Consider the following 23,073-nt stretch of genomic DNA (forward strand, 5'->3'; position numbering starts at 1 on the left):
GTCCACCAACAAAAACGCCCCGGCGCTTGCGCACCGGGGCGATACGGGAGACTCAATTCTTTCGAGGCCGCCGCCCGGCAACCTCGTCGAACCCAATGGGTCCGATCAGAAATCGCGGCGACGACGCGAGGCGACGAAGCCGACGATGCCCAGGCCAGCGGCCAGCAGGGCGTAGGTCTCGGGTTCCGGCACGGCCGTGACGGCCGAAGCGATGCTGTAGGCAGCGGTGCTCGGAGCGAAACCACTCACGAAGTAGTAGTAGCTGCCGGCGCCCAGCGAGACGGTGACGTCCGCTGCGTTCTGGCTCCAGGAACCGATGTAGGTGTTGTCAGCCTTGAACAGGCTGTACGTGCCGGCCAGCACGCCGAACGAATCGACGCTGCTCGTCACGTTGGAGGCGGTGTCCAGCGAGAACGTGAAGAAATCGCCAACGGTCCCGGAGGGAACGCTGAACAGGGTTGCATGCTCCAGAGGATCATGGCCGCCCCAGCTCCAGGTTCCAGCTTGGGCACTTAGCCCGCTGAGTGCCACCACAGACGCGGCGGCGATAGTTTTCAACTTCATTGCGTAGCTCCTGACTTTTTGACGGTCAAGCACAACCGCCGGAACCGATTGTGCAGTGCAGCGAAGCCCCGTGAAGTCCTGCACACCCTTCGGCTTAGGGGGGAACGCGCGGTTACTTGTACCGACGTGTAAAGCGGGAGTTACCCGATGTCCCGTCTTGGGGCGACATGCAACTTATTCGGTGCCGAGACGCACCACTTTCTGCAGCCCTTCGACGGCCTTTCCCTTGCGCGCGCGCTTGCCGGCGTGAGCCGCCAGCGACTGGTTCTTCAGCAGCTCGTCGCGCGGCTTGGCGCCGCGGCCGGTGCCGTGCACGCGCAGCTGCGTCGAGAAACAGGCCAGGGACAAGACCTTGTCCTTGGCCTCCAGGTCCATCAGCATCAGGCCGCGGCCACCCTTGGGCTGATGCTTCAACTCGTCCAGCGGGAAGGTCAACAGCCGGCCTTGCTCGCTCAGCACGCCCAATTGGAGGCTTAGCGCATCACCTGGCACCGGCGCCAGCAACGGCGCCTCGCCATCCTCCAGCGCCAGGAAGGTCTTGCCGGCCTTCTGGCGGCCAACCAGGTCGCCGACCTGGGCCAGCAGGCCGTAGCCACCGGTGCCGGCCATGACCAGACGTTGACCTGCAGCGGCAGCGAAGTAGTGGGCGATCTGCGAGCCGGTTTCCAGCTCGATCATCGTCGTGATGGGCTGGCCGTCGCCACGCCCGCCCGGGAGCGTCGACACGGGCACCGAATACGCCCGGCCGTTGCTGCCGATGACGATGAGCGGGTCGACGCTGCGGCACCGGAACGCGCCCCACAGGCCGTCGCCGGCCTTGAAGCTCTGCGCCGCGATGTCGACCTCGTGGCCCTTCAACGCCCTCACCCAGCCCTTCTGGCTGACGATGACGGTGACGGGCTCGTCGACGATCTTGACCTCGGCAACGACGCGCTTCTCGGGCTGGATCAGCGTGCGGCGGTCGTCGCCGTACTGCTTGGCGTCGGCCTCGATCTCCTTGATGACCGTGCGGCGCAGCGCCGCGGCCGAGCCGAGGATGTCTTCCAGCTTGGCGCGCTCGTCGCGCAGCTTGGACAACTCCTGCTCGATCTTGATGGCTTCCAGCCGCGCCAGCTGGCGCAGGCGGATTTCGAGGATGTCTTCGGCCTGGCGGTCGCTCAGCTTGAAGCGGGCGATCAGCGCTTCCTTGGGCTCATCCGACTCGCGGATGATGCGGATCACCTCGTCGATGTTGAGCAGCACCAGCTGCCGGCCCTCGTAGACATGGATGCGGTCATTGACCTTGGCTAGCCGGTGCTCGGTGCGGCGGCGCACCGTCGTCTGGCGGAAGCCCACCCACTCGGTCAAGACCTGTCGCAAGCTTTTCTGCGTGGGCCGGCCGTCGTCGCCGATCATGGTCAGGTTGACCGACGCGCTGCTTTCCAAGCTTGTGTGAGCCAGCAGCGCGTTGATCAGGTCCTGCTGCTCGACCGTGCGGCTCTTGGGCTCGAAGACGATGCGCACGGCGGCGTCCTTGCTGGACTCGTCGCGCACGCCGTCCAGCACGGCCAGCAGGCTGGCCTTGAGTTGCAGCTGATCGGCGGTCAGCGCCTTCTTGCCGGCCTTGACCTTGGGGTTGGACAGTTCCTCGATCTCTTCCAGCACCTTCTGCGCGCTGGTGCCGTGTGGCAGCTCGGTGACCACCAGCTGCCACTGGCCGCGCGCCAGGTCCTCGATCTTCCAGCGCGCGCGCAGCTTCAGGCTGCCGCGGCCGGAAGCGTAGGCGGCGCGGATGTCTTCCGGCGCGCTGATGAGCTGGCCGCCACCGGGGAAATCGGGCCCGGGCAGCAGCTCGAACAGCGCGTCGTCGGACAGCTTGTCGTCCTTCAGCAGCGCGACCGCCGCCGCGGCGACTTCGCGCAGGTTGTGGCTGGGGATCTCGGTGGCCAGGCCCACGGCGATGCCGCTGGCGCCGTTCAGCAGCGCGAACGGCAGGCGCGCCGGCAGTTCGACCGGCTCCTGCGTCGTGCCGTCGTAGTTGGGGCGGAAGTCCACCGTGCCTTCGTCGATCTCGTCCAGCACGAGGCGGGCGATGGGGGCCAGACGAGCTTCCGTGTACCGCATCGCGGCGGCGCCGTCGCCGTCGCGGCTGCCGAAGTTGCCATGGCCGTCGATCAGCGGGTAACGCAGCGAAAAATCCTGCGCCATGCGCACAAGCGCGTCGTAGACCGACTGGTCGCCGTGCGGGTGGAAGCTGCCCAGCACGTCGCCCACGACCTTGGCGCCCTTGACCGGCTTGGCGCCCGAGGAACCGCTCCAGCCCAGGCCCAGGCGGTGCATCGAATAGAGGATGCGGCGCTGCACGGGTTTCTGGCCGTCGGCATAGCTGGGCAGCGCGCGCCCCTTGACGACGCTGAGCGCGTACTCGAGATAGGCCTGCTGCGCATAGGCGGCCAGCGTCAGCGCGCTGGGATCGTCGCCGCCGCCGTTGTTGTTGCCGCCGCCGTCGTTGGGGCCGTTGAAGTCGATGGTGGTCTGTTCGGAACTCATGGATGCAAGGTCAATCGCTGCGCGCGGGCCGGTTGGCGCTGCTGCAGCAAGGCCCAGTACAGCTCGAGCACGAGATGCACATGGGCCTGGGTTTCTTCAATGTCGGGAATTCGGTTGCCGGCGCGACGCACGCTGCCTTCGCCGGCGTTCCACGCGGCCAACACCACGTCGATGGAGCCGAAGCGGCGGATCAGGTCGGCCAGCATGCGCGCGCCGGTGTGGATGTTGATGCGGGGTTCGATGAGACGGGCCGCCTCGGCGGGCGTCGCATAGCGGCTGGCCGTCTCGGGCGTGATCTGCATCAGGCCCAGCGCGCCGCGCGGCGACACGGCGTCCTTCTGGTAGCTGGACTCCACCGCGATGATGGCCTTCAGCAGCTCGACGTCCACGCCATGCTCGCGCGCGGCCTCGCGCACCCAGGGCTGCACGGCCTTCACTTCCGGCGCAATGTCCAGCCAGGTCAGTATCGTGGCGCCGGCATCGGCCTTGCCGGGCACGCGCAGCGCGCCGACGTCGCCGCCCAGCACCGGCTTGAAGCGGGCGTCCAGCTTGCGCGCCGCGAAATGGGCCACGCCGGCCGAGTCCACATAGCCCCACAGCTCCGCATGCGCAGGAATGGCGCAGACCAGCAGCAGCGATGCGAACCAGTGCCTCATGCGGCCTCCTGTCCCAGCGCCACGCGGGCCTGGTATTCGCGGTCCAGCAGCGACATGACGATCAGCGAGTCGTAGCCGTCGGCGCCGTCGGTGGTCACGCGCACGCTCTCGCGCAGCCGCCCTTCCTCGACGAAGCCCTCGCTCTGGTAGAGCTTCAACGCCCGCGTGTTCAGCGCCTTCACGTCAAGCCAGAAGCGGTGCGCCTTCAGCTGCGTGAACGCCATCGCCTTGAGCTGCCGCACGGCCGAGCGGCCCAGGCCGCGGCCCTTGGGCTGCAGCACCAGTCGCTTCAGCTCGACGGAGCCGTTGGGGTTGCGGCAACCCTGCAGGATGACGAAGCCGATGCGCGCCAGTTCGTCGCCCTCTTCCAGGATGAAATGGCGCGAGTCCGGGAAGCGGATGGCGCCCTCGTGCTGAGGCCGTTCCCAGGCCGTGATGAACGGCAGGTTCGCGGCGTCGCGCTCGACCGAGACCACCCAGTCCAGGTCGGACAGCATCGTCGGGCGCAGGCGCAGGCTCATGCCGAGTGGCCGGCTCAGATGTCGATCTCCACGGCGTCGCCGTGCAGTTCCATCAGCTCGCGGCGCGAGGCGGCCTCGCCCTTGCCCATCAGCTTGTTGAACGCGTCCACCGTGGCGGCGAAATCGAACTGGCCGTAGGCCACGCGCGACAGGCGGCGGGTCTCGGGGTTCAGCGTCGTGTCCCACAGCTGCTCGGCGTTCATCTCACCCAGGCCCTTGAAGCGGCTGATGCTCCACGAGCCCTCGCGCGCGCCTTCCTTGCGCAGCTTGTCCAGCGTGGCGGTCAGCTCGCCGTCGTCCAGCGCGTAGAGCTTGGCGGCGGGCTTCTTGCCGCGGGCCGGCGCGTCCACGCGGTACAGCGGCGGGCGGGCGACGAACACATGGCCGGTCTCGACCAGCTTGGGGAAGTGGCGGAAGAACAGCGTCAGCAGCAGCACCTGGATGTGCGAGCCGTCCACGTCGGCGTCCGACAGGATGCAGACCTTGCCGTAGCGCAGGCCGCTCAGGTCCGGCGTGTCATTGGGCCCGTGCGGGTCCACGCCCAACGCCACCGAGATGTCGTGGATCTCGTTGTTCTTGAACAGCAGGTCGCGCTCCACCTCCCAGGCGTTCAGCACCTTGCCGCGCAGCGGCAGGATGGCCTGAGTCTCCTTGTCACGGCCCATCTTGGCGCTGCCGCCGGCGGAGTCGCCCTCGACGAGGAAAACCTCGTTCAGCGTCAGGTCGCGGCTTTCGCAGTCGGTCAGCTTGCCGGGCAGCACGGCCACGCCGGAGCCCTTGCGCTTCTCGACCTTCTGGCTGGCGCGCTGGCGCGTCTGCGCCTGCTTGATGACCAGTTCGGCCAGCTTCTTGCCATGGTCCACATGGTGGTTCAGCCACAGCTCGAAGGCCGGCTTCACGTAGGCGGACACCAGACGCAGCGCGTCACGCGAGTTCAGGCGCTCCTTGGTCTGGCCCTGGAACTGTGGGTCCAGCACCTTGGCGCTCAGCACGAAGCTGGCGCGCGAGAACACGTCGTCGGGCATCAGCTTCACGCCCTTGGGCAGCAGCGAGTGCATCTCGATGAAACCCCTGACCGCGCCGAACAGGCCGTCCTTCAGGCCGGACTCGTGCGTGCCGCCGGCCACGGTCGGGATCAGGTTCACATAGCTCTCGCGCAGCGGCGCGCCGTCTTCCGTGAACGCCACGCACCACGACGCGCCCTCGCCTTCGGCAAAGTTCTCGCTCTCGCCGGCGGTGGCAAAGCCCTCGCCCTCGAAGGCCGGGATGATGGGATCGGCGTTCAGCGCCTGCGCCAGGTAGTCGCGCAGGCCGGCCTTGTACTGCCAGGTCGTGACCTCGTTGGTCTTCTCGATCTTCAGCGTGACGATGACGCCGGGCATCAGCACGGCCTTGGACCGCAACAGATGAATCAGTTCGTGACGTGGCAGCTCCGCGCTTTCGAAGTACTTGGCATCGGGCCACACACGCACCGTCGTGCCCTGCTTGCGGTCGCCGCTGGCGGCCGGGCGGGTCACGACCTGCTGGACCACGTCGCCATGCTCGAAGGCGATGCCGGCCACCTGCTTGTCGCGCCAGACGGCCACTTCCAGCCGCTTGGCCAGCGCGTTCGTCACCGAGACGCCCACGCCGTGCAGGCCGCCCGAGAAGCTGTACGCGCCGCCCGAGCCCTTGTCGAACTTGCCACCGGCGTGCAGGCGGGTGAAGACGATCTCGACGACGGGCACGCCTTCTTCGGGATGCAGGCCGAACGGAATGCCGCGGCCGTCGTCGGCGACGGAGACGGAGCCGTCGACATGCAACGTCAGGTCGATGCGCTTGCCGTGGCCGGCCAGCGCCTCGTCGGCCGCGTTGTCGATGACTTCCTGGATGCAGTGCAGCGGGTTGTCGGTGCGGGTGTACATGCCCGGCCGCTGTTTGACGGGCTCCAGGCCCTTCAGAACGCGGATGGAGGCTTCGCCATAAGCGGCAGGCGCAGTGGCGGGAGTGGCGGGGGGACGGCTCGACATAGGGGCGGGATTCTAAGAAGTAGGATTCGCTGCCCCCGAAGACCGAGTTCCAGCGCTTGAGATTCCTGATCGCTTGCTTGTTGCTGACCTGTAGTTTTTCACAGGCCCAAACCCCGCCTCCTCCGCAACAGCCCTACCAGGCCAGTGCGCCGCTGAGCTGGGAGCTGAAGAACGCCCGCTGGTTCGACGGCCACAAGATCCAGCGCGGCAACCTGTACGTGCAGGACGGCGTCTTCGTTGCCAAGAAGCCCGCCAAGGTCAACCGCAAGATGGACATGCGCGGCCAGGTGCTCATCCCCCCGCTTGCCGAGGCGCACAACCACAACCTGCAGACGGCCTGGGGCTGGGGCCAGTTCGCCGACAAGTACATCGACGAAGGCGTGTTCTACGCCGCCATGCTGTGCGGCGACCCGGCCGGCGTCGCCGACGTGAAGCCGCTGGCCGCCACACCGGCGGCGCCGGACGTCAGCTTCGTCACCGCCTGCATCACGTCGCCCGACGGCTACCCGCTGGCCGCCGTGCTACCCGAACCCAGCGCCGAGGCCGCCGCGGGGCAGCAGCAGATCGTGCTGGTCGGCAGCCCCGAGCAGGCGCGCGCCCAGTGGCCCGCCATCAAGGCCCGTGGCGGCAGCTGGATACGCGTGGTGCTGGCCCACAGCGAACGGCCCGATCTGCGCCAGCAGCCCGGCATGTTCGGCCGCCTGGGCCTGACACCCGAGACCGCGGCCGAGCTGACGCGCCTGGCCCATGCCGACGGCCGCCGCGTGGTGGCCCATGTGGAAACGGCCGCCGACTTCGCCGCCGCGCTGGCCGCCGGCGTCGACGCCATCGCCCACCTGCCCGGCTATGCCAACACGCTGGACGAGCCGGCCGAGACCTTTGCCCTCTCCGACACACAGGCCACCCAGGCCGCCCGGCAGCGCACGGCCGTCATCACCACGACCGCAGCCACCGGCCTGTTCCAGCTGGAAGCCAGCGCCCAGGCCCAACTGCGCCACGTGCAGCGCGCCAATCTCACCAAGCTGCAGGCCGCCGGCGTGCCGTTGCTGGTGGGCTCCGACGTCTTCATCGCCACCGCCCGCGCGGAGCTGCATGCGCTGGATGCGCTGGGCATGGACCGCGCCACGCTGCTGCGCCTGGCCACGCAGGACACGCCGCGCGCGCTGTTCCCCGGCCGCAAGCTGGGCTGCTTCGAGCCGGGCTGCGAGGCCAGCTTCCTGGTGCTGGGCGACGACCCGCTGGCCGACCTCGCGCAGGTCGACATGCCGATGCTGCGCGTCAAGCAGGGCCGGCTGCTGACCCGCCTGGCAGACGTGGCGGCGTCCAGCTCGCAGGCTTCCGCCTCCACGGTCGAACCTGCAAAGAAGACGGCCAAGGGCAAGGCGTCCAAGAAGAAGCCCGCCGCCAAGGCCAAGACCACGCAAAGCAAGACGCCCAGCAAGGCCAAGCGGCGCTGATTACAGTGGCCGCATGAACACCGCCCGCTCCGCTGCGCCTGCCACGCTGTCCGTCAACCAGGTGCTGCTGTGCGGCGCGCTCATCGTCACGCTGTCGATGGGCATACGCCACGGCTTCGGCTTCTGGCTGCAGCCCATCATCACGGAGCGGGGCTGGACGCGCGAGACCTTCTCGTTCGCGATGGCCATCCAGAACCTGGCCTGGGGCGCAGCCGGCCCCATCGCCGGCATGCTGGCCGACCGCTTCGGTGCCTGGAAGGTGCTGATCATGGGCGGCGTGGCCTATGCCCTCGGGCTGCTGGCCATGGCGGTGAGCAGCGATCCGCTGAGCTTCACGCTCGGTGCCGGCGTGCTCATCGGCATCGCGCAGTCGGGCTCCACCTACGCCGTCATCTACGGCGTGCTGGGTCGCACCGTGTCGCCCGAGAAGCGCTCCTGGGCCTTCGGCGTCGCCGCCGCGGCGGGCTCGTTCGGCCAGTTCGTCATGATCCCCATCGAGACCTGGTTGATCAGCCACCTAGGCTGGCAAACGGCACTGTTCCTGCTGGCCGGCACGGCGCTGCTCATCGTGCCGCTGGCGTTGGGCATCCGCGAGCGTCAGGCGGTGGGCGTGGCCACGGGCCAACAGAGCATCGTCCAGGCCCTGAAGGAGGCCTTCGGCTACCGCAGCTTCCAGCTGCTGATGCTGGGCTACTTCGTCTGCGGCTTCCAGGTCGTCTTCATCGGCGTTCACCTGCCCAGCTACCTGAAGGACCATGGTCTCGGCATCGAGGTATCCACCGGCGCGCTGATGCTGATCGGCCTGTTCAACATCTTCGGCACCTACGCGGCGGGCATGCTGGGCCAACGCTTTCCCAAGCGCTACCTGCTGTCGGCCATCTACGGCCTGCGCTCGGTGGCCATCGTGGCCTTCATCTCGCTGCCCCTGTCGCCACTCAGCGTCTACGTGTTCGCGGCGGTCATCGGCTTCCTGTGGCTGTCCACCGTGCCGCCCACCAATGCCGTCGTCGCGCAGATCTTCGGCGCGCAACACCTGTCCATGCTGGGCGGCTTCGTGTTCTTCAGCCACCAGATCGGCAGCTTCCTGGGCGTGTGGCTGGGCGGCAAGCTCTATGACGCGACCGGCAGCTACGACGTCGTCTGGTGGCTGGCCATCGCGTTGGGCGTCATGGCCATGCTGGCCAACCTGCCGGTGCGCGAAACGCCCATTGCCCGGGCGCAACCCGCATGAAGCCCGGACGCTGGCTCGGTGCTGTCGCGGTGATCGCCGTGCTGGCGTTGACCGTGCTGGCCTACCGCCATCCGGCGGTCATGGTGCAGCTCAGCGAACAGATCTGGGCCTGCTTCGGATGACGCCTTCAAACTGGCTGCAGCGCTTCGCGCCGACCACGCCGGGAGCCGCTCTGGATGTCGCCTGCGGCTCCGGCCGCAACCTGCGCTGGCTGGTGGGGGCCGGCTGGCAGGTCACCGGCGTCGACCGTGACGTGGCCGCCACGGCGCCTCTGCAAAGCCTTGCAAAGATCATCGATGCCGACATCGAGAACGGCCCCTGGCCATTGCGGCAGCAGCAGTTCGACCTGGTCGTCGTCTGCAACTACCTGTGGCGCCCGTTGTTCGACACCATCAAGTCGTCCGTGAAGCCCTCTGGCTTGTTGATCTGGGAAACCTTCGCCGACGGCCAGCAGACCATCGGTCGCCCGTCACGCCCCGATTTCCTGCTGCAGCGGGGTGAACTGCTGCGCGTGTGCCACGACTGGCGCATCGTGGCTTACGAAGACCTGTTCGAGGAGGGCGCTGATATCAAAACCTCGCCGCGCTTCGTCCAACGCGTTGCGGCGATCCGGCCGCCGGTGACAGCCTAAAATCGTCAGAATTCCTCAAGTCATTTCCACCATGAAGCCCATTCTCGGCAGCATCGTCGCCCTCGTCACGCCCATGAACGAGGACGGCAGCATCGACTACCCCGCCCTGCGCCGCCTGATCGACTGGCATGTCGAGTCCGGCACCGCCTGCGTCGGCGTGGTCGGCACCACCGGCGAGTCGCCCACGGTCAGCATGGAGGAGAACCGCGAAATCATCCGCGTCGCGGTCGAGCATGCCAAGGGGCGCATCCCCATCCTGGCCGGCACCGGCGCCAACTCCACGGCCGAGGCCATCGAGCTGAGCCGCTACGCCAAGGAAGTCGGCGCGGACTGCACGCTGTCCGTCGTGCCCTACTACAACAAGCCGTCGCAGGAAGGCATCTACCAGCACTTCAAGGCCATCGCCGAGGCCGTGGACATCCCCATGATGCTCTACAACGTGCCCGGCCGCACCGTCGCCGATATGGCGCCCGAGACAGCGCTGCGTTGCGCCGGCCTGCCCGGCGTGTTCGGCATCAAGGAAGCCACCGGCAACATCGAGCGCGCCGCCTTCCTGATCAAGCACGCCCCGCAAGGCTTTCACATCTATTCGGGCGACGACGGCACCGCCGTGGCGCTGATGCTGCTGGGCGGCCATGGCAACGTCAGTGTGACGGCCAACGTCGCGCCGGCCGAGATGGCCGAGCTGTGCCGCCTGGCGCTGGAAGGCAATGCCATCGAGGCCCGCAAGGTCCATCTGAAGCTGCTGGGCCTGCACAAGCAGCTGTTCTGCGAGCCCAGCCCCGGCCCGGCCAAGTGGGCGTTGTCGCGCCTGGGCCGTTGCGGCGGCGCGCTGCGCCTGCCCATCACGCCGCTGACCGCCGCGGGCCAGGCCAGCGTGGGCCAGGCGATGGTCGAAGCGGGCCTGCTCTGAGCCCCCTGCCGCCTCTGGTCTAATGCGCGGCTGCGCCGGCCCGGTCCGGCGCTCTTGTTCCCCGGAGATTTCCAGCGTGACGTCCCTTTCCCAGATTCGCCCCTCGGCGACCCGCCTGGCCTGCACGGCCCTCGTCCTGTCGCTCGCAGGCTGCAGTTCCCTCGACATCTTCTCGTCGGACAAGGTGGATTACCGCACCCAGTCCAAGCAGACCCAGGGGCTGGATGTTCCGCCGGACCTGACCCAACTGGCCAAGGACAGCCGCGCCCAGGTGCAAGGCGGCTCCATCACGGCCTCGGCACTGAACGCCAACCGCCCGGCCGCAACGCCGGCCGTCGCCACCGGCGCGGCCAACACGGTGGCCTTGAACGCCGCCGGTGACGTGCGCATCGAACGCAGCGGCACCGACCGCTGGCTGCACACCAACGCCACGCCCGAGCAGCTGTGGCCCGCGCTGCGCGCCTTCTGGGAAGAGCGCGGCCTGCAGGTCGTCAAGGAACAGCCCGAACTGGGCATCATGGAGACCAACTGGGCCGAGAACCGCGCCAAGTTGCCGCAGGACTTCATCCGCCAGACCATCGGCAAGGTGTTCGACAACCTGTACTCGACCGGCGAGCGCGACATGTACCGCACCCGCATCGAGCGCGGCGCCAACGGCACCGACGTCTTCATCAGCCACCGTGGCATGCAGGAGGTCTACACCTCGCAGAGTCGTGACTCGACCTCCTGGCAGCCGCGCCCCAGCGACGCGTCGCTGGAAGCCGAGATGCTGTCGCGCCTGATGCTGAAGCTGGGAGGGCACGAGACTGCGGCCAAGGCCGTCGTCGCCGAGACGCCCGCAGCGCCCGCCACGCAGGCGTCCAAGCTGGCCGTGGGCGCCGAACCCAACCGTCCGCGCCGCGCGCTGTCGGAAGTGCCCGAAAGCCTGAGCGTCGCCGATGGCTTCGACCGCGCCTGGCGCCGCGTGGGCCTGTCGCTGGACCGCCATGGCTTCACTATCGAAGACCGCGACCGCGCCGCCGGCCTGTTCTACCTGCGCTATGCCGACCCCGAGAAGGCCGGCCAGGAAGAGCCCAACTTCTTCCAGCGCCTGTTCGGCGCCAAGTCCTCGGAGCCGGTGCGCTACCGTGTGTCGGTCAAGTCCGAAGGCGCGAAGAGCACGGTGCGCGTGCTGAACGACCGCGGCCAGACCGTGGCGGACGACAACGCCAAGCGCATCCTGTCGCTGCTGATGGACGACCTGAAGTAACACTTCAGGCGCCACTGCCGTGATGCGGTTCTGCAGCCTCGGCAGTGGCAGCGGCGGCAACTCGACGCTGATCGAGGCCAGTCAGGGCATCACGACCACCCGCGTCCTTATCGATGCGGGTTTCAGCGAGCGCGAGCTGACGAAGCGCCTGGCGCGCGCTGGCTGCACGCCGGCGGATATCGATGCCATCTTCATCACGCACGAGCATGGCGACCATGTCGGCTGCGCGTTGAAGTTCACCCAGCGCCACCGCATTCCGCTCGTCACCAGCCGTGGCAGCTGGCGCGCCGTCGGCAGCGCCGACTTCGATGCAAACCTGCTGCACGTCACCCGCAGTGGCGAGGTCATCGCCTGGGGTGACCTGGAGCTTCGGCCGTTTGCCGTACCGCACGATGCGAACGAGCCGCTACAGCTGGTCTTGAGCGATGGCGACTCACGCCTGGGCGTCATCACCGACCTGGGCTGCGCTCCTGCTGCGGTGGCCGACGCGCTGCAGGCCTGCCAGGCACTGCTGCTGGAATGCAATCACGACGAGGGCCTGCTGCGATCGGGCACCTATCCACCCGTGCTGCAGCGGCGCATCCTGGGCACGCACGGCCACCTGTCCAACGAGGCGGCCGCGGACCTGTTGTCACGCTGCCGGCATGCCGGGCTGTCCACCGTCGTCGCGGCTCATCTGAGCGAGCGCAACAACACACCGGCCCTCGCGCGAGAGGCGCTGGCGGCCGTGCTGGGCAGCGCCGCTGACGACATTCGCGTCGCCGATCCCCTGCTCGGCTTCGAATGGCTGGCCATGAACTGAGACGCAGGCAAAGTTTTGTAACTGCGCTCTCCGACCACCGAAAACCGTCGCCGGAATAGAAAAAAGCCGCCGCTGCTTGCGCAGCGACGGCTCTTTTCTTGGGGACGAAGCGATTACTTCGAGGCGGCCGAAGCGGCGTCGACTGCCGAAGCGGCGGCGTCCACGGCCACCGAGGCGGCGGCAGAAGCTTCAGCAGCAGCTGCGGAGGCGGCTTCCACCGGAGCGGCAGCGGGAGCTTCAACCTTGGGTTCTTCCTTCTTGCTGCAAGCGGTCAGAGCAGCAGCAGCCAGCAGGGAAGCCAACAGGATCGACTTGTTCATTACTTGTCCTCAAACGTTTAAACGACGGTGCACACCATAACTTTGGGGTCGTGCGCCAGTGTTTTTTCGATCACCAGCGGCCGACCCCGACAGAAAAGACGCGGAAAACCTCGAGCGCTTCCCTCGCCTAGCCAGCAATTATAGGGCTACCAACGACACAAACCCTCACAGCCCCAAAGTCGTCGGGGCAAATGATTCGCTGGAGCGTTGCGCCAGGGCATCAAACCACTCCAGCGCGCGAAGCCGGTCGCCCGCCTCGACGGCCAGTTCACCGCGCCAGAGATGGCGGTCGAACAGGCGCAGCGTGAGCTGAGCTTGCGGCCCCGCAATCAGCAGCAAGGCTTCGGGTGCGGCCTCCAATCGCAGCTCGGGTTCGACGGCTCGCGCCGTCACGCAGTGCGCGTAGTCACGGCGCCAGCGCACGAAACGCGCATGTCGGCGCTGCAGATCGTCGTACTGCAAGGCCAGCAGATGCAGCTGCCGCCCCTGTCGCGCCCAGTTGCCCAGCGACGCCAGCAGCGCCGCATCGGACAGCGGCCAGTCGACGAAGCTGGCGTCCCAGGCATGCAGTTCGCGCGCGCCCTGCTCCGCCGCCCAGGCCAGCATCTCGACGACCAGCCGCTGGAACTCCGCGCGACCGCTGAAGTGCTGCGCGTTCATGACGCCAACGGCTGCACCCAGCCGTCCTCGGTCCACTGATCCAGCAGTTCGCGTGCCTCGGCCGACAGGCGCCCCACCTCGGCTGCTGTCAACGCGCGGCAGTCGGCCAGGCGGCGCATCAGCACCGCATCACGGCCACCGGCACGGAAGCTCTCGCCGTTCAGGAACACCTGGCTCTCGTCGTACAGCATGCGGCTGCGTCTATCCAGCGCGCAGCCCAGACCCGGCGGCAGCTGGTCGCCAGGCTCGAACCAGACATTGGCCTTGGGCTCGGTCAGCGCCTCGCCCAGTGCGCGCTCCAGCGCCAGCGGTTTTTGCACGGCGGCCTCGACGGCACGGCGCGCGAAATCCAGCAGCGCCGCAGGCACGCGGGCCGGCTCGGTGACGGCCTCCTGGCGCGGGTCGGTGTAGAGCTTGCCGGCGCTCTCGATGTCATCCAACAAGCGCGGCAGCAGCTCCGCGGCCAGGCCTACACCGGTCGACGCGCGAAAGCCCACCGAGCCAGTGATGCAGCCGCCACCCACGGCCACGCCGTCATGCGCCCAGCCGGGCGGCAGATACAGCATGTCGCCGGCGTCCAGCACGAACTCTTCCTCGGGCACGAAATTGGCAATGATCTTCAGCGGCACGTCGTCACGCAGCGCCGCGTCGCGCTGGGCGCCGATGCGCCAGCAACGCTGACCGGCCAACTGGATCAGGAACACGTCGTAGGAATCGAAATGCGGGCCCACGCCACCGCCATCGCTGGCGACGGACAGCATCAGATCGTCCAGCCGGGCGTCGGGGATGAATCGGAACAGGTCCAGCATCGCGCGTGCTTCGGCCAGGTGCTGATCCAGCCCCTGCACCAGCAGCGTCCAGCCCGGCTTGCTCATGGCTGGCAGGCGGGCGATAGGACCCTGCTTGAGTTTCCAGTCGCCGTCGAAGGCTGTGACGAGCCGTGACTCGACGTCGTCGCGCGCGGCCAATGCGGCCAGCTCCTTCAGCGACGCCGGCGGCTGGACGGGGTTGAAGGCCTGGCGCACCAACAGCGGCTTCTTCTGCCAGTGCTTGCGCATGAACTGCGCCGGGCTGAGGCCGGCGAGCAGGGGGGTCGGGAGATCGATCTGCATCCGCAGCATTGTGCCGAGAGCCCCATGCGAAAATCACTCCCATGCAAGTGACCCGCCCCTGTGTCGTCTCCCTGCGTTGGAGACTCGATGATGCCCAGGGCCAGCTCATCGACGAGCTGGCCGAGCCGATGGAATTCCTGTTGGGGGGCGACGACCTGTTCGCCAAGGTCGAGGCCGCGCTGGAGGGCCAGGAAGTCGGTTTTGAGACTGACCTCGCGCTGCAGCCCGAGGAGGCCTTTGGCGACTACGACTCCAACCTCGTGTGCTTCGAGGCGCGTGGCCTGTTCCCGTCGGACGTGGAGCCCGGCATGCAGTTCGAGGGCCTGCCTGAAGGCGCCGTCACGGAAGGCATGCCGGAGGCGGTCTACACGGTCACCGAGGTCTACCCCGAGCACGTCGTGCTGGACGGCAACCACCCGCTGGCCGGCATCGGCCTGCGCATGCATCTGACGCTGCTTGACGTGCGTCAGGCGACCGAAGCGGAGATCCAGGCCGGCTCAGTCGGCGAGCCCATCTTCATGGTGCAGACCGGCGCGCCGCCGGACGAACCGATCCACTGAATGCAAAAGGCGCCTCACGGCGCCTTTTGTTTTTCTATGTCTTGCCGGTGGAGCCGAAGCCGCCCGCACCGCGGGACGACGCATCGAAGCTGTCGACACGACGGAACGTGGCCTGCACCACCGGCACGATGACCAGCTGCGCGATGCGCTCGAAGGGCTGGATGACGAACTCGGTCTGGCCGCGGTTCCAGCAGCTGACCATCAGCTGGCCCTGGTAGTCGCTGTCGATCAGGCCCACGAGGTTGCCCAGCACGATGCCGTGTTTATGGCCCAGGCCCGAGCGCGGCAGGATGATGGCCGCAAGGCCCGGGTCGGCGATGTGAATGGCCAGACCCGTGGGGATCAGCGTCGTCTGGCCTGGCGCCAGTGTGATGGCCTCATCGAGGCAGGCGCGCAGGTCCAGGCCGGCACTGCCGGGCGTGGCGTAGGCGGGGATCTGCTCGGCCATGCGGGCGTCGAGCACTTGCAGGTCAATTGCGTGCATCAGAGTCGTTTCGAGAGTTCTTGGATCAGCTCGCGCGCGAGGCTGAGCTTGTCTGCGCGAGGCAGTTCGCGCTGGCCCTGCTCGTCGATGAGCAGCAGCGCGTTGTCGTCGCGGCCGAAGGTGGCGGGGCCCAGGTTGGCAACGATGAGCGGGATGCCCTTGCGGCGGCGCTTGGCGTCGGCGTGCTCGGCGAGCTTCTCGCTTTCAGCGGCGAAGCCAACGCAATAGGGTGGCGAGTGCAAGCCTGCGACGGCCGCGAGGATGTCCGGGTTCTCGGTCATGGCGATGGTCGGTGCCGACACGCCGCCCTCGGCCTTCTTGAGCTTGTGCTCATGCATCTCCGCCGGCCGCCAGTCGGCTACAGCCGCGGTGGCGATGAAGGCATGCTGCCCCGGCGCGAGCAGCATGACGTTGTCATGCATCTGGCGGGCAGTCTGCACGTCGATGCGGCGCACGTCGCGCGGCGTGGTCAGGTGGACCGGGCCCGCGACCAGCGTGACGTCGGCACCGGCCTCGGCCGCAGCACGGGCGATGGCAAAGCCCATCTTGCCGCTGCTGTGGTTGGTGATGCCGCGCACCGGGTCGATGGGCTCGAAGGTGGGACCGGCGGTGATGAGCAGCTTCTTGCCGCGCAGCGGCTTGGGCGCCAGGAAGGCCTCGACGTCGTCGAAGATCTCCTGCGCCTCCAGCATGCGACCGTCGCCGATCTCGCCGCAGGCCTGGTCGCCGTTGGCGGGGCCGATGAGCGTCGCGCCGTCGGCCGTGATCTGCGCGACGTTGCGCTGTGTGGCCGGGTGGGCCCACATCTCGCGGTTCATCGCCGGCACGACCAGCAGCGGGCATTCGTGGATGCGGCGGGCCAGCGCGGTCAGGCTGACGAGGTCGTCCGCCCTGCCCTGCGCCAGCGCGGCGATGGCGTCGGCGCTGGCGGGTGCCATCAGCATCACATCGGCCTCGCGGCTGAGGTTGATGTGGGCCATGTTGTTGTCGGGCCGCGCGTCCCACTGGTTGGTGTAGACCGGGCGGCCGGACAGCGCCTGCATCGTCACCGCGGTGATGAAGGCCTCGGCGCCCTCGGTCATCATGACCTGCACGGTCGCTCCGCCCTTCACGAACAGCCGTGTCAGCTCGGCGATCTTGTAGCCGGCGATGCCGCCGGTCATCGCGAGCAGGATGTGTTTGCCGTGAAGAGGACTTGTCATCAACGCTTCCTGAACACCAGGTCCCACACGCCATGTCCGAGCTTGATGCCGCGGTTCTCGAACTTGGTCAGGGGACGATAGGCGGGCTTGTCAGCATAGCCCGCCGCTGTGTTCAGGAGATGGGGCTCGGCGGACAGCACTTCAAGCATCTGCTCGGCATAGGGCTGCCAGTCGGTCGCGCAGTGCAGGTAGCCACCCGGCTTGATATGGCGAACCAGGTTAGCCACGAACGGCGCCTGGATCAGGCGGCGCTTGTTGTGGCGTTTCTTGTGCCAGGGGTCGGGGAAGAAGATGTGCACGCCATCGAGCGCGGCTTCGCCGACCATGTCGCGCAGCACCTCGACCGCATCATGCTGGACGATGCGGATGTTGCCGATCTCGCGCTCGCCGATCAGCTTGAGCAGCGCGCCAACACCGGGTTCGTGCACCTCGCAGCCGATGAAGTCGTGATCGGGCAGCGTAGCGGCGATGTCGGCGGTGGCGGCGCCCATGCCGAAGCCGATTTCCAGCACCAGCGGCGCGCTACGGCCGAAGGTCGCGGCGGTGTCGATGCGCTCGACCTTGTAGGGCAGCACGAACTTGGGACCCAGCTCCGTCAGCGCCTTGATCTGCCCCGTGCCCATGCGGCCGGGTCGGGTCACAAAGCTCTTGATCGGCCGATGTTTCAGGTCCTGCGGTGGCTGCTTGTTGTCCTGTTCTTCCATCAGCCTATTGTCGCCATCACCATGGGCGTGGCGGCCACGTCGGCCTCGTCCAGCGTGCAGGCAGCCAGGTAGGCGCCAATCGCGCGATCGGCCGCGGCATCGTCGGCGGCGTGGATCAGCGCCAGCGGCTGGCCGGCCGTCACGCGCGTGCCCAGCGGCAGCACCTCGGAGAAGCCCACGCGCATGTCGATGGCATCGCCGGCCTTGCGGCGGCCACCTCCCAGTTCGACGATGGCCACGCCCAGGTCGCGGGTCGACATCGTCGTGATGACGCCGTCGCGCGGCGCCGGCACCGGCTTCACGACGGGCGCTGCCGTCAGATAGGCATCGGGGCGCTCCATCAAGTCCTTGGGGCCGCCCAGTGCGGCGACCATCTGCGCGAACTTCTCGGCGGCGGCGCCGGAGTCCAGCGACGCCTGCAGCTTCACGCGCGCGGCGGCGGTGTTGGCGGCCAGGCCGCCCAGCACCAGCATCTCGGCGCACAGCGCCAACGTCACTTCGTGCAGACGCGGCTCGCGGTGCTCGCCCTTCAGGTAGCGGATGGTCTCTATGACTTCCAGCGCGTTGCCGACATCGGTGCCCAGGATCTGGTTCATGTCGGTGATCAGCGCGCGCGTCTTCAGCCCTGCACCGCCCGCAACGGCGACGATGCTCTCGGCCAGTTCCTTCGCGAACTCGGGCGTGGACGCGAACGCGCCATTGCCGCACTTGATGTCCATGGCAAGGCCTTCGAGGCCGGCGGCCAGCTTCTTGGACAGGATGCTGGCGGTGATCAGCGGCACGCTCTCGACGGTGGCCGTCACGTCGCGCGTGGCGTAGAAGCGCTTGTCGGCCGGAGCCAGGTCGGCGGTCTGGCCGATGATGGCGCAGCCCAGCGAGCGGACGATCTGGTCGAACTTGGCCGGGTCGGGCGTCGTCGTGTAGCCCGGGATAGCTTCGAGTTTGTCGACAGTGCCGCCGGTGTGACCCAGGCCGCGGCCGGCAATCATCGGCACGTAGCCGCCGCAGGCCGCCACCATGGGCGCCAGCATCAGGCTGACCTTGTCGCCCACGCCGCCGCTGCTGTGCTTGTCCAGCACGGGGCCGGGCATGTCGGGCCAGCGCATGACGCGGCCGGAGTTCATCATCGCGCGCGTCAACAGAACGGCCTCGTCACGGCCCATGCCCTTCAGGAACACGGCCATGCCGAGCGCGGCCACCTGGCCCTCGCTCCACGTGTTGTGCGTCAGGCCATCGACGAAGTTCTGGATCTGCGCTTCGTTGAGCGCCTGGCCGTCGCGCTTGGCGCGGATGATTTCTTGGGCAAGCATGGTCAATACGTCGAGTTCGTGGCGACGGACTCGGCGCCAGAGAGAACGGATTCAATGTCGGAGAGCAGGCCGCTGGCGCCAAAGCGCAGGCGTTGCGGGTTCAGGGCTTCGGCGCCCAAGGCCGCTTCGGCCTGTGCGATGTAGCCGGCGGCGTCCGCCACCGTACGCACGCCACCCGAGGCCTTGAAGCCGGCTGCCGGCAGGCCGCTGGCCTTGATTTCCTTCAGCATGACGGCGGCGGCTTCGGGCGTGGCACCGGTCTTGGTCTTGCCGGTGCTGGTCTTCACGAAGTCGGCACCGGCCGCCAGTGCGAGGCGCGTGGCCTGCGCGATGCGCTCGGGCGCCACCAGCTCGCCGGATTCGATGATGACCTTCAGTGTCAGCGGGCGCGACGCGAAGCGGACTTCGGACAGGAACTCGGCGACCTCGGTGGACTGGTCGGCCAGCAGCGTGCGATAGGGCAGCACCACGTCCACCTCGTCGCCACCGGCCAGCGCGATCTCGGCGACATCGGCCAGCGCGCGCTGCGTGTCCAGCGCGCCATCGGGGAAGTTCGCGACGGCAGCGACCTTGACGGTCGGCGGCAGCGCGGCACGCGCCTGCGCGACGAAGCGCGGCCACACGCAGACGGCGGCCACGTTGCCGTGCGGCGTCTGCGCGCGCTGGCACAGCGCGGCGATGTCGGCCGCGGTGTCGCCGTCATTCAGGCTGGTCAGGTCCAGGCAGGCCAGCGCCGTGCGGGCCGCGGACTGTAGGTCGGCTGTCATAGCGCCACGTCCTTCAGGCTGGCCACCAGCGCCGCCAGGAAGGACGCCGCGCGCTCGCCCGACAGCTGCGCCTGCTTCAGCGTCAGGTCATGCGTCAGCGCCTCGGCAGACAGGCCGGCGGCCATGTTGGTCATCAACGCGATGCCCATGACCTTGAGGCCGGCGTGGCGGGCCAGGATGGTCTCGGGCACGGTGCTCATGCCGACCGCGTCGGCACCCCAGGCGGCGAACATGCGGATCTCGGCGGGCGTCTCGAACTGCGGGCCCAGCGCCCAGCAATATGTGCCCTCGCCCAGCATCAGGTTCTCGTGCTTGGCCAGCGCCAGCGCGTGCTTGCGCAGGTCGCCGTCGTAGGCGTTGACCATGTCGACGAAGCGATGGCTGCCCTGCTCGCCCACCAGCGGGCTGCGTTGCGGCGCGTTGATGTGGTCGGCGATCAGCATCAGGCTGCCGGGCGGCATGTGGCTGCGCAGCGAGCCGGACGCGTTGGTCTGCACCAGCACCTTGACGCCCCAGCGCTTCAGCGTGCGCAGTGCGCCCGCCATGCCGGTGCAGTCGCCGCTCTCATAGGTGTGCGCACGGCCGCGCAGGAAGATGACGCGCTGCTCGCCGATCTTGCCGACGACGATCTCGTTGACGTGGCCTTCCACCTTGGGCTGCGGGAAGGCCGGCAGCTCGGTGTAGGGCAGATTCTTGGCTTCCTGCACATGGCTGACCGCGCCGGCCCAGCCGGAGCCGAGCACGACGGCGACTTCAGGAGCGTTGCCGAACAGGGATTGCAGCTTGTCGACGCTCGCGGTGATCGCGACGTCGAGGGATTTGTTATCGATCATGGAAACCTCAGAAATTCAGATGACTGGGGCCGAAGCTGTGGGGGAGCAGCTCGGCCAGGGTCCAGCGTTGGCGGATGCCGCCAGGATCGCCGGCGATGATGACAAGCTCCTCGGGCACGGAGAACTCCCGGAGCTTCTGGCGGCAGCCGCCGCACGGCGTGATGATGTCGGGACCGGGCCCTGTGACCAGCGCCACCTTGGCCTCCTTGCCGCCGGCCATGATCATGGCCGTCAGCGCCGAGGGCTCAGCGCACCAACCCTGCGGATAGGACGCGTTCTCCATGTTGGCGCCGATGTGGATGCGGCCCTGCTCGTCCAGGATGGCCACGCCAACCCTGTACTTGGAATACGGGGCGTGCGAGAACTCGCGAGCGCGCAGCGACTCAGCCAGCAGACGGTCCAGCAGGTCTTGGCTCAGCTCCATTCAGCGCTCCTTCACGTACGGCTTGCCCAGCGCCTTGGGGGCGATGGCGGAACCAATGAAGCCAGCCAGAAGGACCACAGTCAAGATGTACGGCAAAGCCTGGATCAGCTGCACGGGTACTTCGCCGATGCCCGGCAACTGCACACCCTGCATGCGGATGGCCACCGCGTCCAGGAAGCCGAACAGCAGGCAGGCGCCCATGGTGGGCAGCGGCTTCCACTTGCCGAAGATCATCGCGGCCAGCGCGATGAAGCCGCGGCCGGCCGTCATGTTGGGCGAGAAGGATGCGTTCTGTGCCAGCGTCAGATAGGCGCCGGCCAGGCCGCATAGCACGCCGTTCATCAGCAACGCCTGATAACGCAGGCCTTGCACGGACATGCCGGCCGCTTCCACCATGGCCGGGTTCTCGCCCACGGCGCGCAGGCGCAGACCCGGGCGGGTACGCTCAAGGAAGAACCAGACCGCCACCACCATCAGGAAGGCCGCATAGACCAGCATGTTGTGGCTCAGCAGGCCGTGGCCGAAGACCGATGCGAACCAGCTGCCCGGTTGCGGCTCGGCAAAGCCGGGAGCGACGGCCGTGAGGCGCACTTCCGGCGGAATGGGCGGCGTCTGGCCGCCTTGCTGGAACCAGGCGATACCCAGCACGACCGTCAGGCCGGCGGCGATCATGTTCAGCGCGACGCCGGAGACGACCTGGTCGCCCCGGTTGGACACGCAGGCCAAGCCATGCAGCAAGGACGCGATGCAAGCCACGCCGATGCCGGCCAGCAGGCCGTAGCCGGTGGATTGCGTGACCGAGGCCGCGGCCGCAGCCGCGAAGGCTGCGAACAGCATCTTGCCTTCCAGACCCAGGTCGACGACGCCGGCGCGTTCGGACAGCACGCCGGCCATCGCGCACAGCAGCAGGGGCGCGCTGACGCGCAGCGTGGACGCCAGCACCGAGGCGATCAGGACTTCATCCATCAGCGGCCTCCCTTCAATGCAGCGTAGGCCCGCGCAAACAGCGGGGCGCTGACGGTGGCCATCGCCCCGGAGAACAGCACGATCAGGCCCTGCGCCGTCACGACCATCTCACGGCTGAAGCCTTGCAGCTCGAATGACACCTCGACACCGCCCTGGTACAGCACGCCGAACAGCAGCGAGGCCAGCACGATGCCGATGGGATGGTTGCGGCCCATCAACGACACGGCGATGCCGGTGAATCCGGCGCCGGCGACGAAGTCCAGCGTCAGCTTGCCCTGCACGCCGGAGATCTCGTTGATGCCCACCATGCCCGCCAGCCCACCGGAGATGGCCATGGCCAGCAGCACCTGCATGCGCGGGCGGATGCCAGCGTAGTGCGCGGCACGCGGCGCGCTGCCGACGGCGCGCACGGCATAGCCGGCGGCGCTCTTCCACAGGAACCAACCGACCAACACGCAAGCGATCAGCGCGATGACGAGACTGAGGTTCAGCGGCGATGACGGCAGCTCATAGCCCATCGCCGCAGCGATCTGGTGCAGGCCCGGCATGCGGGCGCTCTCGGCGAATTCGGCGGATTCGACGGCCATGCTGCCGGCCGGGCGCAGCCAGTTCACCAGCAGATAGCCGTTCAGGCCGGCGGCCAGGAAATTGAACATGATCGTCGTGATGACGATGTGGCTGCCACGCCAGGCCTGCAGATAGGCAGGCAGCGCCGCCCACAGCATGCCGAACCCGGCCGCCGCGATGACCAGCAGCGGCAGCATGACGACGGCCGGCAGTGAAGCGCCCAGCCACAGCGCCACCAGCGCGACACCCACGCCGCCCAGCGTCGCCTGGCCTTCGCCGCCGATGTTGAACAGGCCGGCGTGGATGGCGACCGCCACCGCGAGGCCCGTGAAGATAAAGGTGGTCGCGTAGTACAGCGAATAACCGAGGCCGCGCACGCTGCCCAGGGCACCGTTCAGCAGCACGGTCAGCGCCTGCCAGGGGCTGTGCCCGATGACCATGACCACCAGGCCGGCCACGACCAGCGCGATGGCGAGGTTCCACAGCGGCAGCAGGCCGATGTCGATCCAACGGGGAAGTTGCAAAGGTTGGCTCATGTCTGCCCCTCGCCCGCGGAAGACCGCAGTCGATCCCCCGAGGGGATGCGAGCCGGCTCGGGAGCG

25 protein-coding genes are annotated in these 23,073 nt (G+C 68.0%); 8 read left to right on the forward strand and 17 right to left on the reverse strand.

Annotation, left to right across the window (positions count from 1 at the left end; all coding sequences use genetic code 11):
* Nucleotides 1-105: 105 nt before the first annotated feature.
* The 5 genes from J2X21_RS16130 to J2X21_RS16150 form a co-directional block, all read right to left on the reverse strand.
* Nucleotides 106-564, reverse strand: coding sequence for an FxDxF family PEP-CTERM protein (locus J2X21_RS16130; RefSeq protein ID WP_310330294.1), 459 nt, complete (start codon nucleotides 562-564; stop codon nucleotides 106-108).
* 174 nt (nucleotides 565-738) lie between these two features.
* Nucleotides 739-3,093 (reverse strand): DNA topoisomerase IV subunit A, encoded by a 2,355-nt coding sequence (parC, locus tag J2X21_RS16135; RefSeq protein WP_310330296.1) that lies wholly within the window; start codon nucleotides 3,091-3,093, stop codon nucleotides 739-741.
* Complete coding sequence (locus tag J2X21_RS16140; RefSeq protein WP_310330299.1) at nucleotides 3,090-3,749, reverse strand: lytic transglycosylase domain-containing protein; 660 nt, start codon at nucleotides 3,747-3,749, stop codon at nucleotides 3,090-3,092. The genes parC and J2X21_RS16140 overlap by 4 nt, the downstream gene beginning before the upstream one ends.
* Nucleotides 3,746-4,270 carry a GNAT family N-acetyltransferase gene (locus J2X21_RS16145; protein ID WP_310330301.1) on the reverse strand — a complete coding sequence of 175 codons (525 nt, stop codon included), beginning with the start codon at nucleotides 4,268-4,270 and terminating at the stop codon, nucleotides 3,746-3,748. The genes J2X21_RS16140 and J2X21_RS16145 overlap by 4 nt, the downstream gene beginning before the upstream one ends.
* 14 nt (nucleotides 4,271-4,284) lie before the next feature.
* Nucleotides 4,285-6,279 (reverse strand): DNA topoisomerase IV subunit B, encoded by a 1,995-nt coding sequence (locus tag J2X21_RS16150; RefSeq protein ID WP_310330303.1) that lies wholly within the window; start codon nucleotides 6,277-6,279, stop codon nucleotides 4,285-4,287.
* Between the two features lie 56 nt (nucleotides 6,280-6,335).
* On the opposite strand from J2X21_RS16150, the gene J2X21_RS16155 reads away from it, so the two are divergent.
* The 7 genes from J2X21_RS16155 (at nucleotide 6,336) to J2X21_RS16185 (ending at nucleotide 12,562) form a co-directional block, all read left to right on the forward strand.
* Complete coding sequence (locus tag J2X21_RS16155) at nucleotides 6,336-7,736, forward strand: amidohydrolase family protein (protein ID WP_310330305.1); 1,401 nt, start codon at nucleotides 6,336-6,338, stop codon at nucleotides 7,734-7,736.
* Between the two features lie 13 nt (nucleotides 7,737-7,749).
* Entirely contained in the window at nucleotides 7,750-8,967 is a 1,218-nt protein-coding gene (locus J2X21_RS16160; protein ID WP_310330307.1) for an MFS transporter, read from the forward strand.
* Entirely contained in the window at nucleotides 8,964-9,089 is a 126-nt protein-coding gene (locus J2X21_RS16165) for a hypothetical protein (protein ID WP_310330309.1), read from the forward strand. The genes J2X21_RS16160 and J2X21_RS16165 overlap by 4 nt, the downstream gene beginning before the upstream one ends.
* A complete protein-coding gene (locus J2X21_RS16170; RefSeq protein ID WP_310330311.1) occupies nucleotides 9,086-9,598 on the forward strand; it encodes a class I SAM-dependent methyltransferase in 513 nt (170 codons plus the stop codon). Before J2X21_RS16165 ends, J2X21_RS16170 begins: the two co-directional genes overlap by 4 nt.
* Before the next feature lie 31 nt (nucleotides 9,599-9,629).
* Nucleotides 9,630-10,511, forward strand: coding sequence for a 4-hydroxy-tetrahydrodipicolinate synthase (gene dapA / locus J2X21_RS16175; protein WP_310330313.1), 882 nt, complete (start codon nucleotides 9,630-9,632; stop codon nucleotides 10,509-10,511).
* A 76-nt stretch (nucleotides 10,512-10,587) separates the two neighbouring features.
* Nucleotides 10,588-11,760 (forward strand): outer membrane protein assembly factor BamC, encoded by a 1,173-nt coding sequence (bamC, locus tag J2X21_RS16180; protein WP_310330315.1) that lies wholly within the window; start codon nucleotides 10,588-10,590, stop codon nucleotides 11,758-11,760.
* Nucleotides 11,761-11,782: 22 nt separating this feature from the next.
* Complete coding sequence (locus tag J2X21_RS16185; protein WP_310330626.1) at nucleotides 11,783-12,562, forward strand: MBL fold metallo-hydrolase; 780 nt, start codon at nucleotides 11,783-11,785, stop codon at nucleotides 12,560-12,562.
* 113 nt (nucleotides 12,563-12,675) lie between these two features.
* On the opposite strand, the gene J2X21_RS16190 is transcribed toward J2X21_RS16185, so the two are convergent.
* From J2X21_RS16190 to J2X21_RS16200, 3 genes are all read right to left on the reverse strand, one after another.
* Entirely contained in the window at nucleotides 12,676-12,882 is a 207-nt protein-coding gene (locus tag J2X21_RS16190; RefSeq protein WP_310330317.1) for a hypothetical protein, read from the reverse strand.
* Nucleotides 12,883-13,047: 165 nt separating this feature from the next.
* Entirely contained in the window at nucleotides 13,048-13,542 is a 495-nt protein-coding gene (locus J2X21_RS16195) for a hypothetical protein (protein WP_310330318.1), read from the reverse strand.
* Nucleotides 13,539-14,654: a JmjC domain-containing protein gene (locus J2X21_RS16200; RefSeq protein ID WP_310330319.1), complete on the reverse strand. Its 1,116-nt coding sequence runs from the start codon at nucleotides 14,652-14,654 to the stop codon at nucleotides 13,539-13,541. Before J2X21_RS16200 ends, J2X21_RS16195 begins: the two co-directional genes overlap by 4 nt.
* Nucleotides 14,655-14,695: 41 nt before the next feature.
* On the opposite strand from J2X21_RS16200, the gene J2X21_RS16205 reads away from it, so the two are divergent.
* Nucleotides 14,696-15,214: an FKBP-type peptidyl-prolyl cis-trans isomerase gene (locus tag J2X21_RS16205; RefSeq protein ID WP_310330321.1), complete on the forward strand. Its 519-nt coding sequence runs from the start codon at nucleotides 14,696-14,698 to the stop codon at nucleotides 15,212-15,214.
* Between the two features lie 34 nt (nucleotides 15,215-15,248).
* Here the strand turns inward: J2X21_RS16205 and dut are convergent, their stop codons facing one another.
* The 9 genes from dut to J2X21_RS16250 are packed head-to-tail and all read right to left on the reverse strand — an operon-like array spanning nucleotide 15,249 to nucleotide 22,995.
* Entirely contained in the window at nucleotides 15,249-15,698 is a 450-nt protein-coding gene (dut, locus tag J2X21_RS16210; protein WP_310330323.1) for a dUTP diphosphatase, read from the reverse strand.
* Entirely contained in the window at nucleotides 15,698-16,900 is a 1,203-nt protein-coding gene (gene coaBC, locus J2X21_RS16215) for a bifunctional phosphopantothenoylcysteine decarboxylase/phosphopantothenate--cysteine ligase CoaBC (protein WP_310330325.1), read from the reverse strand. The genes dut and coaBC overlap by 1 nt, the downstream gene beginning before the upstream one ends.
* Nucleotides 16,900-17,604, reverse strand: a complete 705-nt coding sequence (gene trmB, locus J2X21_RS16220) for a tRNA (guanosine(46)-N7)-methyltransferase TrmB (RefSeq protein WP_310330327.1) — start codon at nucleotides 17,602-17,604, stop codon at nucleotides 16,900-16,902. The genes coaBC and trmB overlap by 1 nt, the downstream gene beginning before the upstream one ends.
* A complete protein-coding gene (gene deoA / locus J2X21_RS16225; RefSeq protein WP_310330329.1) occupies nucleotides 17,604-18,914 on the reverse strand; it encodes a thymidine phosphorylase in 1,311 nt (436 codons plus the stop codon). The genes trmB and deoA overlap by 1 nt, the downstream gene beginning before the upstream one ends.
* A 2-nt stretch (nucleotides 18,915-18,916) precedes the next feature.
* Nucleotides 18,917-19,681 (reverse strand): deoxyribose-phosphate aldolase, encoded by a 765-nt coding sequence (gene deoC / locus J2X21_RS16230; protein ID WP_310330331.1) that lies wholly within the window; start codon nucleotides 19,679-19,681, stop codon nucleotides 18,917-18,919.
* The gene (locus J2X21_RS16235; RefSeq protein WP_310330333.1) at nucleotides 19,678-20,514 is read right to left on the reverse strand and encodes a purine-nucleoside phosphorylase; all 837 of its coding nucleotides are present in this window, start codon (nucleotides 20,512-20,514) and stop codon (nucleotides 19,678-19,680) included. Before J2X21_RS16235 ends, deoC begins: the two co-directional genes overlap by 4 nt.
* A gap of 7 nt (nucleotides 20,515-20,521) precedes the next feature.
* Nucleotides 20,522-20,938 carry a cytidine deaminase gene (gene cdd / locus J2X21_RS16240; RefSeq protein ID WP_310330335.1) on the reverse strand — a complete coding sequence of 139 codons (417 nt, stop codon included), beginning with the start codon at nucleotides 20,936-20,938 and terminating at the stop codon, nucleotides 20,522-20,524.
* Nucleotides 20,939-21,904 carry an ABC transporter permease gene (locus J2X21_RS16245; protein WP_310330337.1) on the reverse strand — a complete coding sequence of 322 codons (966 nt, stop codon included), beginning with the start codon at nucleotides 21,902-21,904 and terminating at the stop codon, nucleotides 20,939-20,941. It lies immediately after the preceding gene.
* Nucleotides 21,904-22,995: an ABC transporter permease gene (locus J2X21_RS16250; RefSeq protein ID WP_310330339.1), complete on the reverse strand. Its 1,092-nt coding sequence runs from the start codon at nucleotides 22,993-22,995 to the stop codon at nucleotides 21,904-21,906. The genes J2X21_RS16245 and J2X21_RS16250 overlap by 1 nt, the downstream gene beginning before the upstream one ends.
* Between the last annotated feature and the right edge of the window lie 78 nt (nucleotides 22,996-23,073).

Origin of the sequence: Roseateles asaccharophilus (assembly GCF_031458115.1) — a bacterium.
GTDB lineage: Bacteria > Pseudomonadota > Gammaproteobacteria > Burkholderiales > Burkholderiaceae_C > Pelomonas > Pelomonas asaccharophilus_A.